The sequence below is a fragment of the Kitasatospora sp. NPDC087271 genome (genome assembly GCF_044744605.1).
Classification (GTDB): domain Bacteria; phylum Actinomycetota; class Actinomycetes; order Streptomycetales; family Streptomycetaceae; genus Kitasatospora.
This window is the reverse complement of sequence record NZ_JBIUYQ010000003.1, coordinates 1-14,385: the sequence shown is the minus strand read 5'-3', so window position 1 is coordinate 14,385 and position 14,385 is coordinate 1. Positions and strand designations below refer to the sequence as shown.

Sequence of the window (14,385 nt, the reverse complement as noted above, 5' to 3'; positions counted from 1 at the left end):
GACCGCACCCCCCCGGTCACCCGCCACCCCGGGGTGCCGGGCTTCCACACTCGCGCCCCCCCCCCGGGGGGGGACTTCCGCGGGCCAAACTCACCCGGGCGCGGGGCCGCGGCCCCCCGCGGCGCCCCCCCACGGCAGCACGCTCCGGCTGACACACGTGTGGGCGGGGCGGGACCGGATCGGCCCGTTCTCCTCCGCTGCGTACCGCGCCCCGGAACCGCTTCTGCCGGGGCGCGGCGACGTGTCCATCCAGGCATGTTCGCCCTGACGCGTTCACGTGGGCGGGTCGACCCGAGCTCCGCGCCGCCTCCATGGACGACGCACACCCTGTTCGTCAACACGCTGCTGATCGATCGTCAATCCAGTCCTGGTGTCCTGACCGCGTTCCGCAGTCGCATCCGCACGCGGTCCACCGACAACAGGAGATCCCCGTGTCCCACCCGTCCGCCCGGACCCTCCGCCCCCGCCCGAGCACCGGCACCCGCCGCCGCACCCGGCTGGCAGGCCTGGCGCTCGCCGTCTCCGCGATATCCGCGAGCAGCATCACGCTGCTCGCCGCGCCGGCGAACGCCGCCGTGGTCGAGCAGATGATCACGATCCAGGACCACCAGAACCACAACTCGCTGGCCAGCTCCGACGGCGAGGGTTCCCGGATCGTCGCCCGCAACTACCAGAACGCCTCCACCTCGTTCTGGATCTCCAACAAGCCCGGCGACCGGGTCGACTTCGCCCGCAACGTCAACGGCACCGAGCGCGTGCTGGAGATGGACACCAACGACGGCCGGTCCACCCAGTTCATCCACTGGTGGGCGGGCGCCAACCAGCAGTGGACCCTGGAGCCCGTCGCCGGCGGCGGCACCTACCTCCACAACGCCCGCGACAACCGCTGTCTGACCTACCACGGCCTCGACCGGGAGGTCACCGTCGAGAACTGCGACGGCAGCATGTCCCAGCGGTTCGACCTGATCGGGTCGGGCACCGGCCCGGGCCCGGGCCCGGGTACCTCCGTCGAGCAGCGCTTCCTCGACCGGCTCAACACCGTGCGCGCCCAGAACGGCAAGCCGGCGGTGCGCCTCAACCAGACGCTCTCCCAGGCCGCCAAGTGCAACGCCGACCAGATGGACCAGCGCCGCGTCTCCGGCCACTTCTGCGACTCGAACGGCATCGCGCGCAACCTCGGCTACACCGGGAGGGGATTCGGCGAGATCGCCTTCTACGGCCCCACCGACATCGATGCCGCCGTCGACGGCTGGATCAGGTCGCCCCTTCACCTGGGGATCATGCTCGGCGACTACAACGAGGTCGGCCTGGCCCGCACCGGCAACGCCTCCTGGAACGCGGACTTCAGCACCCGCTGACCCCCGCCGCGACCGCTCCGCCGCGACCGCTCCGGCCGGGGCCGCTCCACCCGGCGGAGCGGCCCCGGCCGGAGCCTCCGCCAGCGACGGCACTTCCGGGAGGCCGGCCGGCACACCGAGGTGTGCGACCAGACCGCGCGCGGACCGCGGCATCGCGGCAGAGCGCTCCAGTGGATCGGAACGGTGGTCGGCTCTGCCGGGGGTCGTTGCCAACAGGCCGATCCGACGGGTCGGACAGCCTTCGCCCGCACCGCCTCCGCAGGCATCGTCGCCGGCGCGGGTGCCGCCGGCGCCTCGGTGAAGCCAGGCGGGGCCGCGTTGCCGCACCCGGTTTCCGACCTCTGTTGCTGCCCTCGCAGACCTCCGAGAGGCGGAGGCCGGAAACCGGGATGACCCGGACGGGGAGTGCTGTGAGACTGGGCGGCGTGACGCGACCCGAGCTTTCTGAGCTGGAGTACTTGAGGGAGATCGAGCGGCTTGCCCGTGCGGTGACGGGCGTCGCGTCGGCGGAGGGGTGGCTGTCGTACGGCCCCGAGGCGGAAGACGCGACGCGCCTGCAACGGGCGGTGAACGCGCTGGCCCGGGAGATCCGGCACTACCACTTCCCGGGGGACGGCTGCCTCGGCGAGGAGGCGGACCGGTCCGAGGTGAAGCTGGCCGGGGTGGCGATCCTGCGGCCCGGGGCGATGCCGGAGAGCATGGGGAGAGCTACGAGGAGGTGTGCTCGCGCCTCGGGGTCGAGGCCAGGCCCGAAGGATGGGCCCTGTGGAACACCTGGGGTGACGGGGACCTCCAGGTGACGATGCTGGTTTCGGCGGTCGACACCACGGAGGGCCTGCTCGCGAACTGGTCGCGGGGCAGGGAGCTGTACCCGGTGATGCCGATGCCCTCGCAGATCGCGCTGATTCACCGCGGTTGGGCCGCGCACATGGTCTTCTCCCCCTTCGGGGTCCGGAAGTTGGGGCTCGGCGGGCAGCCGTGACACCACATGCCGGCGCCGGCCAGCCCGTGGAGGGCATGGCCGGCGCCGGTGGACCGGAATTGAGCGAATTCACGTCACAGAAAATTCGACGGCGATCAAAGCGCTGCGGGGACTTGCGGTGATGCGGCCGGGCGAATTTCCGTTCGGGTCCCGCTCCGCCGGTTCGTCAGAGGATTTGGATGGAGTTGACCTTCGGCGGGCGGTTCGGGTACGTGATGTCGGTCCAGCGGTTGACCCTCACCGAGTCGCCGTTGGCGTCGGAGTAGACCAGGTCGTTGTTCCCCGTGGAGATCCGGTCGATCCACCACCCGCCGAAGCCGATCGTCCCCCCGTTCGCGTAGCAGTCGACGCTGTCACGGCCGTCGAGGTGCGACCAGATCTTCAGGAAGTCATTGCGGCTCCCGTCGCACTGGACGTGGTCGATGGCGAAGGCGTTGCCGGACGGCACGGCCACGGTGAGCGTGGCCGCCGCGGCGAAGGCCATCGCCATCGAGCTCACGACCTTCTTCGCTTTCGAGATCATGGATTCTCCTCAGTCGGATAAAATGTCGAATCGGAGTCCGCTTCGCAACGAGTTTCGGTTGCGTCGTGCTCGATCAGTATCCAGACCGCCTTTGTGAGGGTCAATCGAACGAACCTCGACCTTACGTGTTCTCGGTCATTTCCATCCGGACTTTCGGCGAGGCGTGGGGTGTGTGGTTCTGGTGTGTCGCGAGTGGTTCCGGGGCCGGGCGGATGGGCCGTCGACCGAGATCGCCTACCGGCTGCTCTGACGTGGGGTGATGGTCCGACCGCCGACCGCGCGCGACAGGTGTTGGGGGCACCTGGCTGGGAGAGGGGGGTGGGGCTGGCGAGTTCGCGCATGACGTGTCGGGTGTTGCCGGGTGTTGCCGGTACCGCGTCACCGGGCAGGTCAACCAGACCACCAAGGACTACTCGCCCCTCAAGCACCGCAAAGAGGGTGAGTACCGCGACGTCCCGCTGCCCGCCCGAGTGAAGCAGACGATCGAGTGGTACGCGGACAAGTACGGAACCGTGGACGGCTACCCCCTCCGTCACCCCCGGGACGTCCGCAAGCCGTTCCCGTACTACTACATCCAGAACCAGTGGCAGCGGATGAAGCAGGCCGGGCTGGTTCACATCCCCGATGACATGACGATGTACGGCCACCGCCACTTCTTCGCCTCGAACTGCCTCACCCACAGCATCCCGATCACCGACGTCGCCGAGTGGATGGGCCACAAGAGCATCGACGTCACCTTCAAGGTCTACCGCCACCTCATGCCCGGCTCCATCGGCCGCGCTGCCCAGGTCCTCGACCTCGGACTCGCTGCCTGACCAAACGGGGTGGGCCTGCCGCAGTCGGGCAGGCCCACCCTGCGTCCCGGCGGCAGCGGCGTCAAGCGGCCGACATGCGCTGCTGCTTCACCCACGCATGAATGTCGGACACCTTGAACTGCAGCTTCGCGTTCTTCCCGCTCCCGAACCTGTACGGCGCGAGACCCACGCGGGGAGCCTCCCGATACACCCACGGGACCGACATGTTCAGATACTCCGCAGTCTCCCTTACGCTCATGAACTGTCGAGCCATGGGACCTCCTCTGCAACGGTTACCAATCACCGGAGAGGTTCACACCCGAATAGCAGTTTGGCCGAGCCGAGATCATCTGCTAAACGCTGACTCGGCCATCCTTGGAAGCCGTTGCTGTTCCGATTTCGGCGTACATGAGTTCAGTTGTAGCGGCTCGAACAGGTGATCCTTCGTCCCGGCAAACCCATGACATGCGGGTTCGACCGGGAGGGCGAAACCCACAATTCAGTGATTGGGAGCGACTGCCTGGCCTGGTGGGTCTGTGAGGAGTCGAAAGTATGGGCGCCCGCCACGTGGCCGGTTCGGCGTGACCCAAACGAGCGACAGAGCAGCGTACGGGCTCTGAGGGCTCGTCGAACAGGGCACCTTGCCGGAATCCCCACTCCCAACTCCAAGGACGCCTCCATGCGTTTTCGTACTTCCCTCGCCGTTGTCCTGGGCGCGCTCACGCCCGCCGTCAGCCTGCCGACCTCGGCTCACGCCGCGACCGGCCAGTTCGTGTTCACGTACGACCGCGACGGCAAGACCCTCGAAGGCTATCTGCGCGACCCGAGGGCGCGTTATTGCATCACCCTGGAACAGGTCGCCAAACCGGACACGACGCCCGCACACTCCCCCCGCAACCGGACCAACTCGATCGCGACGGTGTACACCGACGTCGACTGCGAGGGCGAGTCCTTCGCCCTGAAGTCAGGCGGCGTATACGGCGGCGAAAATGTGAAGTTCCGCTCCGTCGTCTTCAACCAGTAGGCGGCGCCTGACCGCGTGTGCTCGCAGCACGGTCCACCACACGCCAATTCTTATCGAAGGGGTAGCGCGGGCCGGACGGGAGTCTCGATCGGGTGAGTGTGGCGACAACCGTGCATGAGAGCAGGGCCTCTTGGTAACTCGAATGGTGTCCAAACCAACGAGCCCTCCAGGAGGCCCTGTTGTCGCACTCGTACAGCCCCACGACAGACGGCATCCCCGACCTCCACCGAAGCGACGACCCGACACGTCACCACTTCCGCAGGACCGCCAACCCTATGCCTGACCAGCAAAAACGAAGCCCTCAAGCCAGGAAGGACAACAGCCACTTACTCTCTGAAGCCGCCTTTCCGGCACTCATCTCCCAGCCGATTCCGCGAAAGCAACCTCTTGACCCCCAATCAAGGGGTTCAACTATCGTCGGCAGCCGAGGCCTCAAGGCTTCGGCTTTTTCCTCACTCAACTACCATGGGACACAAGCGAGCTGGTCCTTTTCGACAGAATCGACGGGGGAGAGGGCTGACGATTGCTCAGTGTTCACTTCGTGCAGAATTGTCCGTTTCTGGCCACGGGCGCCCGTAGGCGATCATCAGGTGTGGTCCCAAAATGGTCCCAAGGCCGAGCGCCCCACCAGGGATAACCACAAGGCACTTACACGAGATCGCTTACACGCCCTATTCCTCCGTCGATCTTGCGGATGACAGCGCGGAAAATCAGGCTTGCGGGTGGGTGGGCCGATCGCTGTGCTCGGTGGCTCGGGCGTCTTCGGTCGCTGCCCAGCTGGCGAGGAGGCTGAGGGTGTCGTGGTCGGGGCTTCCGGGTGCAGCGCTGTAGGCGGTCAGGGTCAGGCCGGGTTGTGCGGGCAGTTCCATGGCGTCGAAGTCGAGGGTGATGTCGCCGACGGCGGGATGGCGGAAGGACTTACGGCCGGTGTGGTGCAGGCGCACGTTGTGCTTGGCCCAGGCTGTACGGAACTCCTCGCTGCGGGTGACGAGTTCGCCGATGAGTCCGGTGAGGTCACTGTCGTGCGGGGTGCGTCCGGCCTCGGTGCGCAGGAGCGAGACGGTGGTGTCCAGGGATTCCTCCCAGTGGGGGAAGAAATCGTGGCCGTGCGGGTCCAGGAACTGGAAGCGGGCAATGTTGACCGGTTCCTTGGCGGAGCCGGCGTAGAGGGGGGAGTACAGGGCGCGGCCCAGGCGGTTGGTGGCGAGGATGTCGAGGCGGCCGTTGCGGATGAAGGCCGGGGAGTCGGTCATCGAGTGCAGGACGCGTAGGACGCTGTCGGGGATCGGCCCGCGGCTGCGCTTGGTGCGGCGTGGGGGCCGGTGGGCGACGGCGCGGGCCAGGTCGTACAGGTGGGCGCGTTCGGCGTCGTCGAGCTGGAGGGCTCCGGCGATGGCGTCGAGGACTTCCTCGGAGGCTCCGGCGAGGTGGCCGCGTTCCAGGCGGACGTAGTAGTCGATGCTGACGCCGGCGAGCAGGGCGACTTCCTCGCGGCGCAGGCCGGGCACGCGTCGGTTGCCCCCGTAGGCGGGCAGGCCGGCCTGCTGCGGGGTGATCTTGGCGCGGCGAGTGGCCAGGAACTCGCGGATGTCGCTCTCGGTGCTCACGCTTCCAGGCTAGGCGGGGAATCACGCAGGTGGGGGGTCCTGTCAGTGCCTGTCACCCCAGACCCTCCCTCACCTCTTTGATCTGCGGTTTCGTGGATATCGACAGCAGTTGCGGCGTGCAGCACCGATCCGTTGCGCGGCACGGAAGCCGCCCGGAGGACCGGCTCTACAGCAGACCGACCCGCCCCCATTTATCTAGTTTTGATCTAAGAGGAAGTTCCATGCCGAAGCAGTCCGCCCCCCAGGAGCTCGCCCAGATCGCGCCCAAGCTGGTCGAGGTCACCAACGAGGTCCTGTTCGCCGACGTCTGGGAGCGCCCCGAGCTGTCGCCGCGCGACCGCAGCCTGGTCACCGTGAGCGTGCTGGCGGCGCTCTACCGCTCCGAGCAGCTCGGCTACCACTTGGGCGTGGCCTTGGACAACGGCCTGAGCGTGGAGGAGCTGTCCGAGGCAATCACCCACCTGGCCTTCTACGCGGGCTGGCCCAACGGCATGACCGCCGTCAACCAGCTGAAGAAGATCGCCGACGAGCGCAGCAACGGCTGAATCCCCTCTTCCCGTCGTCATCCGAACGGAGCATCCCCTCATGAGCAAGGTCTTCCTGATCACCGGTGCCGGTCGCGGTCTGGGCGCGGACATCGCCCGCCAGGCCCTCGCGGCCGACCACCAGGTCGTGGCCACCGGCCGCCGCCCCGAGCGTGTCCTGGAGGCACTCGGCGGCGAGCAGGACAACCTGCTGGCCACCGCCCTGGACATCACCGACCCGACTGCCGCGCAGCGAGCCGTCCGGGCCGCCGTCGAACGCTTCGACCGGATCGACGTGCTGGTCAACAACGCCGCCAACTTCTACGCGGGCTACTTCGAGGAGATCTCCGACGCGCAGATGCGCCAACAGGTCGAGACGAACCTGTTCGGACCGATGAACGTCACCCGCGCGGTGCTGCCGGTCATGCGCGCCCAGCGCGACGGGCACGTCATCACGATCTCCTCCCTCGCGGGCCTGACCGGCCTGGAGTTCTGCGTCGCCTACGCCGCCGCGAAGTTCGGCGTCGAGGGCTTCATGGAGTCCCTGCGCCACGACGTCGAGCCGTTCAACATCCGCACCACGATCGTCGAGCCGGGCTTCTTCCGTACCGAACTCCTGGTCGACGCCTCCACGACCTGGGCGGACCTGTCGATCGAGGACTACGCCGAGCGCACCGAGGCGACCAAGAAGCAGTGGCAGTCCATGAACGGGCAGCAGTCGGGCGACCCGGCCAAGCTCGCCGCCGCCCTGCTGGCCCTCGCCGGCCAGGACCAGCCCCCGGCCCGCTTCGTCGCCGGAGCCGACGCCATCGACGCCGTCACGGCCAAGGCCAAGGACCTGCTCGCGCAGGCCGACGCCTCGCGCGCCCTGGGCGCAGACCTCGCCCACGCTGACGCCATCTGACCCCAGGACCGTCCGAGAAGCCCACTCATTGCACACGATCAAGGAAAAGAGCCATGGAGCACATCACCGACACCCCCACCCTCAGGGCGCCCGCCGAGCGGTTCACCGGCGATGTCTACCTCACCATGATCGAGGCTCCCACGGAGCCGGCCCGCCTGGCCGCCGCCCTGGTGCGCTTCACCCCCGGCGCCCGCACCAACTGGCACTCCCACGCCCTGGGCCAGGTCCTGCACGTCACCGACGGCGTCGGCCTGGTCGGCACCCGCGACGGCCACGTGGTGCGCGTCAGCGCCGGCCAGACCGTCAAGTGCCCCGCAGGCGAGGAGCACTGGCACGGTGCGACCGACACCACCCTGATGGCCCACCTCGCCCTCGTGGTGGGCGACGGCAACGGTGACGGCACCACCTGGTTGGAGCCGGTCACCGGCGATCAGTACAGCACCGCCCTGGCAGCCCCTCGCGGCTGACGGCAGCCACCCCACCCCGTGCATCCATTGGCCGGGTGGCCGGGTGGCCGGGAAGATCTCACCGGGCCACCCGGCCAAAATGCCGCTCACTGCACCGGCGGAGAGCACTTAGAGCGTGGTGGTGAACCGGTCTATAGCTCGATGACCCGCAGCTTTCGGGTGGTGGCGGTGTCGGGGTGGCCGGCTGTGGGCAGCCAGCGGGGAGTTGGCCTGCTCGTGGAGGTGTGGGATGCCGTCGGTGATCGCATTGCTGGAAGTCCGGGAGGCGCGGGCCCGGGAGGATCTGGAGTCCTGGCTGGAGATGCTGCGGGAGGCCGAGGTGCAGGCGGAGGCGGCCCGCCAGCGGCTGGAGCATGCGCGGATCGCCCGCGAGGAGGTGGTGCTCATGTTCGCCGAAGGGCCGGGTGCGGGCCGGGAGGGTGACGGGGCGTCACCAGCGCCGACCGTGGTGGAGGAACCCGTGCGTGTGGCCGGGACACTGCCCGCGGGTCCGGTGCTGCGGGAGGGCTACGATGCCCGGCCGCCGGCCTGGCGGCCGGGGCTGGGAGCCGATGCTTTGTGCGGGGCCTACCGGCAGGTCTTCGAGACGGCCCTGGCCGCGCCGGGGCCGCTCACGGTGCAGGAGCTGACCCGGGCACTGGGGCGCGACGCCTCACGGTTGAACGAGGTGGAGAAGGTGCGCCATCGTGCCTATGCGCTCCAGGCGCGCGGCTGGCTCCTTCGTGAGCGGGGCCTGTTCAGGCCTGCCGCGGGTCCAGGCGCCGGGGCCGGAACTCCGGCCAGTGCAGGCGCTCTTTCGCCAGTTTCCGCGTCAGGGTGATCAGGCCGGCCCACCACACCATCTGCGTGTGGTGGTCGGGCCGGCGCTCGTGGTCGCGGTTCAGGCGTCGGGCCCGCGAGAGCCAGCCCAGCGTGCGCTCGACCGCCCACCTGCGGGCGAGCACCACGAATCCCCTGGTCCCGTCCGGGCGCTTGACGACCTCGACCCTGACTCCGTGCGCCGCGAACGCCTCCGCCAGCGCCGGGCCCTGGTAGGCGGTGTCCGCCCAGACCAGTTTCAGCAGGCGTCCGGGCTCGGCCATGAACCCCTCGAGCAGTTCCGGGGCGGCCACCGAATCGTGCACATTCGCGGCGGTGACGGTGACCTCCAGCAGCAGGCCGCCCGTGTCGGTCAGGATGTGGCGCTTGCGTCCGTCGCGGAGCTTGTTGCCGTCGGTCCCGCGCGTGGCGGTGGGGCAGGTCTCCGAGCCGTCCACCGACTGCGCGTCCATGATGCCCGCGCTCGGCTCGGCCGCCCGGCCCTCCCGCTCGCGCTGCAGGCGACGTAGCCGCTGGTAGAGCTCGCGCACGTATCCGTGGCGCGACCAGCGGCGGAAGAAGTCGTAGACCTTGCGCGGGGCCGGCAGGTCGACGGGCATCGCCCGCCACTTCGCGCCGTTGTCGACGACGTAGCGCACTGCGTCGACCATCTCACGGTGGCAGTGGGCCTCGGGGCGTCCGCCCCGGCCCTCCAACCAGGCCGGCACCGGCATCGAGGCCTTGACCTGGGCCCATTCTGCATCCGTCATGTCGGACGGGTAGTGCGGCGCGCGCCGCCCCGCCGCGATCGCCCCGTACTGGTGAACGAAGCAGTCACACGCCGGAGTGACCGAAGTGGCATCGCCCGGCACGGGAGTGGTGAACTGGTACGGCAACGGGCCTCCTGGGCCGGAGGGTTGGTCTCGACAACCGCACTCCTACCAAGAGGCCCGTTCCTCTACGCCCACCGAGCGGCCAGCACGAACGTTCGAGATTTCCTCAGAGAAATGATCTTTCGGAGCAGTCTGTCGCGGTGGACACCGTCACACCCCTGGCGGGATGGCGAACGGGTCGTACTCCTCGGGCATGAAGCAGCCGTAGTCCTGGAGTGGCTTCGGATCGTTCAGCACGATGTGCTTGCGCTCGCCCGCAGGTGAGAGTCCGTCTGGGCGGTCCAGAATCCGTTGGCCGGGGAGTCCGGTGGACGCTGGTACGTCGGCTGCGAGTCGACCGAAGCGGTCCAGCAGAGCCCACACAGCCTCGTAGACATCGCGGATGTCCTCGGCCGCCCTCTCCTCGGTGATTTCAGGGAAGGCTTCGCGGTACGCCGCACGGGCCGAAGCGACAAAACGCTCCGGATCGACGATCACCACGTCCTGGCGCATCCGAACGCTGATCGTCATACCCGCCGTCGGGACTGGCATCTCATCCACCGGCCCACGGTACTGCGTCGGAAGCGCGACCGACCGAGGCATTCACAACCCGACCCCACCGAACACCACCCGGTTCACCACCACGCTCTCACATTCCGGCTCAATGATGCGGAACGCCTCGCCTTGTACCACCACGCCACCGGGCGCGCCCCCGCCCCGCGGGACACGGAGCCCGACGCCATGGCGGCCATGGACGCGGACATGCAGCGCCTTCTCGACAAGATGCTCCCGCACCCCGCGTACATCTCGGACGTCGCCTGGAACGTGGTCGCGCACAACAATCCGTCCCGGGAGATGTACCCCTGGGTCTATGAGCGCAACATCATGAGGTGGGCCTTCCTCTACCCCGGCGCCCGCGAGCAGCTGGTCAACTGGAAGGAATCCTGGGCCGTCCCCTTCCTCGCCCAGATCCGCACCGCCGCCGCCCAGTACCCCGACAACGAGCAGTTGAAGAAGCTCGTCGCGGACATCCTGGAGGGCTGCCCCGAAGCCCAGGAACTGTGGGACCGGCACGATTTCTACGAGCACCCGGACGGCGACATCAGGCACATGCGAATCCCGCACGGCGGCGCCGGCGAGGTCCCCGTCCGCATCATGGCCCTGGCCCCGCTGCGCAACAGGCAGCTGCGGTTCATCGTCGCCTTCCACGGGGTCTGACTACCGGCCCGTGCGGTGTCGGTCCGAAGCATCGGCACCGCACCAGCAGCGCGCTGGCCTACAGAAGGCGGCGCCGGACCGGCGAATGGCGGAGCCCGCGGGCCGAGAGTAACGCGGAGGCGCCTCCGAAGAGCTTGCCGAAGCCTTCCGGGTCACGGAGCTGTAGCGCTGTTGGGCACGGCAGACGAGCTGCCGGCTGCCGGCTGCCGGTCGACCTTCCCTACGGCAAGCTGCCATGCGTCAGTTGACGATTGGGGTTGGCTTGCCGGAATTGTCGTGGGGCCACTTGCGTTCATTGTCGTGCCCAGGTGGTATGGAAGAGGTGGGTGGACCCCGGCGGCTCTTTCGCCAGGGTCCACCCACCTCTCATTCACTCGTTACGGCTGAACCGGGAACTCGCCTGCCTTGACGGCATCGACGAAGGTCTGGAACGCCGCAGGGGTGAACTCCAGGACCGGACCGTGTCGGTCCTGCTTGGTGTCGCGCACCGGGATGGCGCCAGCCGGGGTCCGGCCGACCTCGACGCAGTTGCCGTTCTCGCCGGCCGAGTAGCTGGACTTGGCCCAGCGGTAGCCGCCCTGGTCGAGGGTGGTGCCGTCTTGCATGGTCATCCTTCCAGTTGTCCCCAACTCGTCTTGTTCGTCAGGGTTGCCTGCAAGTATGACCGGGTCGCCGCCGGGTCGAGCGCCTGGGACATAAGGACCTCAAGCTGGCGGTTGCGACGGTTGAGATTCGAGAGACGGTCCGCAAATGTCAGGTTCTGCTCGGTGTAGACGACACCATCGCCAGGCAGGTCGCTGAACAGGTAGACGGCAAAGGAACCGGCTGCTCCGACGTGGTAGCCGGACTCCTCCGTGAGCACCTGGATCGTGACGTTGTCCAGCTCGCACACCGCGATCAGATGCTCCAGCTGGCCTCGCATCACTTCGGGGTCGCCGACGAGCATGCGCAGAGCGCCCGCGCCGATGATGAACCGGGCCTGCGGCGCCCTCTCCCCGAACAGCACCTGCTTGCGTAGCTCGGTGCGTTCGACGACCTTCTCGAGCGGCAGTGGATTGTTGGCTTTCATCAGGAAACGCTCGCGGGAGATGACCGCCTCGGTGTAAGCGGCAGTCTGCAACAACCCCGGCAGGATGTTGGGTTCCCAGTTCTTGATGAGCTTGGCCAGCCTCTCGGCCTCGACCAGGGCACTGAACGAGGGATGCATGTCCTCGTCCGTCCACCAGCCGTGCTCCTTGCTCTGTTTGGCCATCTCCCTGAGCGAGTTCGCGGTGGCCTGGTCCAGGTTGAACTGCGTGACCCACGAGTTCACATCGTGAACCTTGATGATGTTCCGACCGGTCTCCAGACGGCGGACGATCGCGGCCGACAGGCCGAGGGCGTCCCCGAGCTGCTCGCGGGTGAGCCGGTTGCGCTCACGGATTCTCCGCAGCCGGCTGCCAAGGAGATGCCGGAGGAACGGCACGCCGGCGGGGCGCTCGTCCTGCTCTTCGTTCGCGGCCTCTTCGTCCATGCCACACCCCTATCAGTCGTCACTGATGCCGCGTCAAGTCTGCTGCCCCTGCCCGGGAAGCGCCAGCAGCTCACAACCGTCAATTGACGGTGACGGCACCTGTTGCAATTCGGTTCCGAGTGCGAGACTGTAGCAGCGGACTCACCGTCAGTGGCCTGTGTCACGCTCTCGGTGATCCATCGCTATCGCCGTGCTCACCGGGGGTTTCCCATGAATGAGTCACTGCGCCCTGCCCCATACCTGGGCGCACCGTTAGCACCACGCCAGCCCCTTCGGTTGGTTCTGCACGTCGCCCCGACTCCGGAAGGCGCCGCCGCGACGCGGCGGGCCCTCCTCGTCGGCATCGGCCGTTGGGGTCTTCCTCTGCCCCCCGACCGGATCGAAGACGTCAAGCTGCTGGCCGGTGAGGTGATCGCCAACGCGGTCATCCACACCGGCAAGGCGGCGACCGTCGCTGCGATCTGGACCGGTACCGCGGTCCGCGTCGAAGTTGCCGACGAGAGCGATCAAATGCCTCTCGTGCAAGAGCACTTCGGCGAGGAGGTGACCAGCGGCCAGGGCCTCACCTTGGTCAAGGCTCTGTCCAATGCCTGGGGTGCGAAGGTCGACAAACGTACCGGCACGAAGGTCGTCTGGTTCGAATGCGGCCCTCGGCACGGGTTATCCGTGAGTCAACCCGAAGCCACGGTCGTGGCGATGCCGGATCGCCCGCACAACGAACCACGGTTGCAAGCCCCCCGTGCTCACGAGGCGCCGCCCAGGCCCCGGTCCGGGTGGATTCACCGCAGGGGCGTGGCGGCGGTGATCGCGGCCGGGCACGTCACCGTCGTCGGCTTGCTCAGCCAGGCCGCCATCCACGACGTGCCGAGCCAGTTCGCCGCCACCGGGCCCGTGTTCGCGCCGGACCTGCCGCCGGCCACCAGCACACTGCCTCACGTGACCGACGGCTCATAGTCCGCACCTGCACCCGGCGCCTCACTGCACCAGTGCCACGGCACACCAGAACGCCTGCCCCGAGTCGTGTTGGGGCGAGTTGCGGAAGAGCACCGCCCCGTCACAGGGGCGTGCAAGCTCACCGCCTCCAGGACCCCTTCGTGGCCGCCACAGGGAACACGGGGCTGGGCAGGCGTGTGAGCCCCGTACGACGGACCCGGCCCTGCTGACCTCTGCCTCCCGGAGCCCGCACGCCAGCAGGGCAGATGCCGCCTGCCCTGACGTCTCCTTTTCTTCTCCGGCAACGGGGCGGCCGGGCAGTTCCCCCTGCACTTCGGACGCTCGCCAGCGTGGACCGCGACCGCCGGAGCCACCAGCAGACGACTCCAACGACCAGGTACGGAGAGCACGATGACGACTGCCGCGATTGTCCCGACCACGCTCATACGCCAGGTGATCGAGGGCATGCGTTGGCTCGGCGGGCACACGCGTGACCCGGAGGCGACCTGGAGGGTGTGGGCGGAGGGCCGCGCGGTCCCCATCCCGGTCGGCAACGGCTTCGTCGTGGTACGGCTTCCGGAAGCATTGGGCCGAGCCGCCGTTCGTGCGTTGGCCGGCAACGCCCCCAGCCTCGTCGGGCCGGTGCTCGTCAACCGTTCGAAGGGCGTTGTCGAGGCCCTCGTGCCCACCGCCCCCGCGGTGTGGCAGGGCCCCGGTGCCGAGCTGCTCGACGGGAGCCGGTTGGAGATGCGGATGGTCAAGTGCCCTCCGCCTAGGGCGCGTATTCGGTCGTGATCAATCTGTGTGATTCACCTTCGCGGCGGGTCCTGATCCGGTAGACCGTGGTGTGTGACGCGAGCGCAACTGA

The 14,385-nt window shown here is 68.2% G+C and carries 19 protein-coding genes; 12 read left to right on the top strand and 7 right to left on the bottom strand.

The window, feature by feature from the left end:
• The first annotated feature begins 431 nt into the window (after positions 1 to 431).
• The 3 genes from ACIO9K_RS06940 to ACIO9K_RS06930 all read left to right on the top strand — a co-directional run bounded on the left by ACIO9K_RS06940 (position 432) and on the right by ACIO9K_RS06930 (position 2,340).
• Positions 432 to 1,358, top strand: a complete 927-nt coding sequence (locus ACIO9K_RS06940; protein WP_363623529.1) for a CAP domain-containing protein — start codon at positions 432 to 434, stop codon at positions 1,356 to 1,358.
• A 425-nt stretch (positions 1,359 to 1,783) separates the two neighbouring features.
• On the top strand, positions 1,784 to 2,158 hold the full coding sequence (locus tag ACIO9K_RS06935; RefSeq protein WP_400327555.1) for a hypothetical protein: 375 nt from the start codon (positions 1,784 to 1,786) through the stop codon (positions 2,156 to 2,158).
• Complete coding sequence (locus ACIO9K_RS06930; RefSeq protein WP_400327553.1) at positions 2,155 to 2,340, top strand: hypothetical protein; 186 nt, start codon at positions 2,155 to 2,157, stop codon at positions 2,338 to 2,340. The genes ACIO9K_RS06935 and ACIO9K_RS06930 overlap by 4 nt, the downstream gene beginning before the upstream one ends.
• A 166-nt stretch (positions 2,341 to 2,506) precedes the next feature.
• Here ACIO9K_RS06930 and ACIO9K_RS06925 read toward each other — a convergent pair whose 3' ends face one another.
• Positions 2,507 to 2,863 carry a beta/gamma crystallin domain-containing protein gene (locus tag ACIO9K_RS06925; protein ID WP_331743564.1) on the bottom strand — a complete coding sequence of 119 codons (357 nt, stop codon included), beginning with the start codon at positions 2,861 to 2,863 and terminating at the stop codon, positions 2,507 to 2,509.
• Positions 2,864 to 3,207: 344 nt separating this feature from the next.
• Between ACIO9K_RS06925 and ACIO9K_RS06920 the strand changes: the two genes are divergently transcribed.
• A complete protein-coding gene (locus tag ACIO9K_RS06920) occupies positions 3,208 to 3,678 on the top strand; it encodes a tyrosine-type recombinase/integrase (protein WP_363623534.1) in 471 nt (156 codons plus the stop codon).
• 61 nt (positions 3,679 to 3,739) lie between these two features.
• Here ACIO9K_RS06920 and ACIO9K_RS06915 read toward each other — a convergent pair whose 3' ends face one another.
• Complete coding sequence (locus tag ACIO9K_RS06915) at positions 3,740 to 3,931, bottom strand: helix-turn-helix domain-containing protein (protein ID WP_400327550.1); 192 nt, start codon at positions 3,929 to 3,931, stop codon at positions 3,740 to 3,742.
• A 405-nt stretch (positions 3,932 to 4,336) separates the two neighbouring features.
• Between ACIO9K_RS06915 and ACIO9K_RS06910 the strand changes: the two genes are divergently transcribed.
• Positions 4,337 to 4,681, top strand: a complete 345-nt coding sequence (locus ACIO9K_RS06910; RefSeq protein ID WP_400327548.1) for a hypothetical protein — start codon at positions 4,337 to 4,339, stop codon at positions 4,679 to 4,681.
• A 710-nt stretch (positions 4,682 to 5,391) separates the two neighbouring features.
• On the opposite strand, the gene ACIO9K_RS06905 is transcribed toward ACIO9K_RS06910, so the two are convergent.
• Positions 5,392 to 6,288 carry a helix-turn-helix transcriptional regulator gene (locus tag ACIO9K_RS06905; protein WP_400327546.1) on the bottom strand — a complete coding sequence of 299 codons (897 nt, stop codon included), beginning with the start codon at positions 6,286 to 6,288 and terminating at the stop codon, positions 5,392 to 5,394.
• 221 nt (positions 6,289 to 6,509) lie between these two features.
• On the opposite strand from ACIO9K_RS06905, the gene ACIO9K_RS06900 reads away from it, so the two are divergent.
• The 4 genes from ACIO9K_RS06900 (at position 6,510) to ACIO9K_RS06885 (ending at position 9,003) form a co-directional block, all read left to right on the top strand.
• Complete coding sequence (locus ACIO9K_RS06900; protein WP_400327544.1) at positions 6,510 to 6,833, top strand: carboxymuconolactone decarboxylase family protein; 324 nt, start codon at positions 6,510 to 6,512, stop codon at positions 6,831 to 6,833.
• A gap of 40 nt (positions 6,834 to 6,873) precedes the next feature.
• The gene (locus ACIO9K_RS06895) at positions 6,874 to 7,716 is read left to right on the top strand and encodes an SDR family NAD(P)-dependent oxidoreductase (protein ID WP_400327542.1); all 843 of its coding nucleotides are present in this window, start codon (positions 6,874 to 6,876) and stop codon (positions 7,714 to 7,716) included.
• 53 nt (positions 7,717 to 7,769) lie between these two features.
• Positions 7,770 to 8,183, top strand: a complete 414-nt coding sequence (locus ACIO9K_RS06890; RefSeq protein ID WP_400327540.1) for a cupin domain-containing protein — start codon at positions 7,770 to 7,772, stop codon at positions 8,181 to 8,183.
• Positions 8,184 to 8,412: 229 nt separating this feature from the next.
• Positions 8,413 to 9,003, top strand: a complete 591-nt coding sequence (locus tag ACIO9K_RS06885; protein ID WP_400327538.1) for a hypothetical protein — start codon at positions 8,413 to 8,415, stop codon at positions 9,001 to 9,003.
• Here the strand turns inward: ACIO9K_RS06885 and ACIO9K_RS06880 are convergent.
• Positions 8,921 to 9,751, bottom strand: coding sequence for an IS5 family transposase (locus ACIO9K_RS06880; RefSeq protein ID WP_400327536.1), 831 nt, complete (start codon positions 9,749 to 9,751; stop codon positions 8,921 to 8,923). The genes ACIO9K_RS06885 and ACIO9K_RS06880 overlap by 83 nt on opposite strands.
• 273 nt (positions 9,752 to 10,024) lie before the next feature.
• Positions 10,025 to 10,414, bottom strand: coding sequence for a hypothetical protein (locus ACIO9K_RS06875; protein WP_400327534.1), 390 nt, complete (start codon positions 10,412 to 10,414; stop codon positions 10,025 to 10,027).
• A gap of 180 nt (positions 10,415 to 10,594) precedes the next feature.
• Here ACIO9K_RS06875 and ACIO9K_RS06870 point away from each other — a divergent pair, with 180 nt between their 5' ends.
• Positions 10,595 to 11,071, top strand: a complete 477-nt coding sequence (locus ACIO9K_RS06870; protein WP_400327532.1) for a hypothetical protein — start codon at positions 10,595 to 10,597, stop codon at positions 11,069 to 11,071.
• A 377-nt stretch (positions 11,072 to 11,448) separates the two neighbouring features.
• On the opposite strand, the gene ACIO9K_RS06865 is transcribed toward ACIO9K_RS06870, so the two are convergent.
• Both ACIO9K_RS06865 and ACIO9K_RS06860 read right to left on the bottom strand, forming a co-directional pair.
• On the bottom strand, positions 11,449 to 11,682 hold the full coding sequence (locus ACIO9K_RS06865; protein ID WP_400327530.1) for a DUF397 domain-containing protein: 234 nt from the start codon (positions 11,680 to 11,682) through the stop codon (positions 11,449 to 11,451).
• Positions 11,679 to 12,584, bottom strand: coding sequence for a DUF5753 domain-containing protein (locus ACIO9K_RS06860; protein ID WP_400327528.1), 906 nt, complete (start codon positions 12,582 to 12,584; stop codon positions 11,679 to 11,681). Before ACIO9K_RS06860 ends, ACIO9K_RS06865 begins: the two co-directional genes overlap by 4 nt.
• 276 nt (positions 12,585 to 12,860) lie before the next feature.
• Here ACIO9K_RS06860 and ACIO9K_RS06855 point away from each other — a divergent pair, with 276 nt between their 5' ends.
• Positions 12,861 to 13,538: an ATP-binding protein gene (locus ACIO9K_RS06855; RefSeq protein WP_400327526.1), complete on the top strand. Its 678-nt coding sequence runs from the start codon at positions 12,861 to 12,863 to the stop codon at positions 13,536 to 13,538.
• 390 nt (positions 13,539 to 13,928) lie between these two features.
• On the top strand, positions 13,929 to 14,312 hold the full coding sequence (locus ACIO9K_RS06850; protein ID WP_400327524.1) for a hypothetical protein: 384 nt from the start codon (positions 13,929 to 13,931) through the stop codon (positions 14,310 to 14,312).
• Positions 14,313 to 14,385 lie beyond the last annotated feature (73 nt).

Coding starts and splice junctions, on each gene's coding strand:
- ACIO9K_RS06910 (WP_400327548.1), top strand. CDS start 4,337: ATGCGTTTTCGTACTTCCCTCGCCGTTGTCCTGGGCGCGCTCACGCCC.
- ACIO9K_RS06850 (WP_400327524.1), top strand. CDS start 13,929: ATGACGACTGCCGCGATTGTCCCGACCACGCTCATACGCCAGGTGATC.
- ACIO9K_RS06925 (WP_331743564.1), bottom strand. CDS start 2,863: ATGATCTCGAAAGCGAAGAAGGTCGTGAGCTCGATGGCGATGGCCTTC.
- ACIO9K_RS06915 (WP_400327550.1), bottom strand. CDS start 3,931: ATGGCTCGACAGTTCATGAGCGTAAGGGAGACTGCGGAGTATCTGAAC.
- ACIO9K_RS06865 (WP_400327530.1), bottom strand. CDS start 11,682: ATGACCATGCAAGACGGCACCACCCTCGACCAGGGCGGCTACCGCTGG.
- ACIO9K_RS06900 (WP_400327544.1), top strand. CDS start 6,510: ATGCCGAAGCAGTCCGCCCCCCAGGAGCTCGCCCAGATCGCGCCCAAG.
- ACIO9K_RS06885 (WP_400327538.1), top strand. CDS start 8,413: ATGCCGTCGGTGATCGCATTGCTGGAAGTCCGGGAGGCGCGGGCCCGG.
- ACIO9K_RS06895 (WP_400327542.1), top strand. CDS start 6,874: ATGAGCAAGGTCTTCCTGATCACCGGTGCCGGTCGCGGTCTGGGCGCG.
- ACIO9K_RS06890 (WP_400327540.1), top strand. CDS start 7,770: ATGGAGCACATCACCGACACCCCCACCCTCAGGGCGCCCGCCGAGCGG.
- ACIO9K_RS06880 (WP_400327536.1), bottom strand. CDS start 9,751: ATGACGGATGCAGAATGGGCCCAGGTCAAGGCCTCGATGCCGGTGCCG.
- ACIO9K_RS06860 (WP_400327528.1), bottom strand. CDS start 12,584: ATGGACGAAGAGGCCGCGAACGAAGAGCAGGACGAGCGCCCCGCCGGC.
- ACIO9K_RS06870 (WP_400327532.1), top strand. CDS start 10,595: ATGGCGGCCATGGACGCGGACATGCAGCGCCTTCTCGACAAGATGCTC.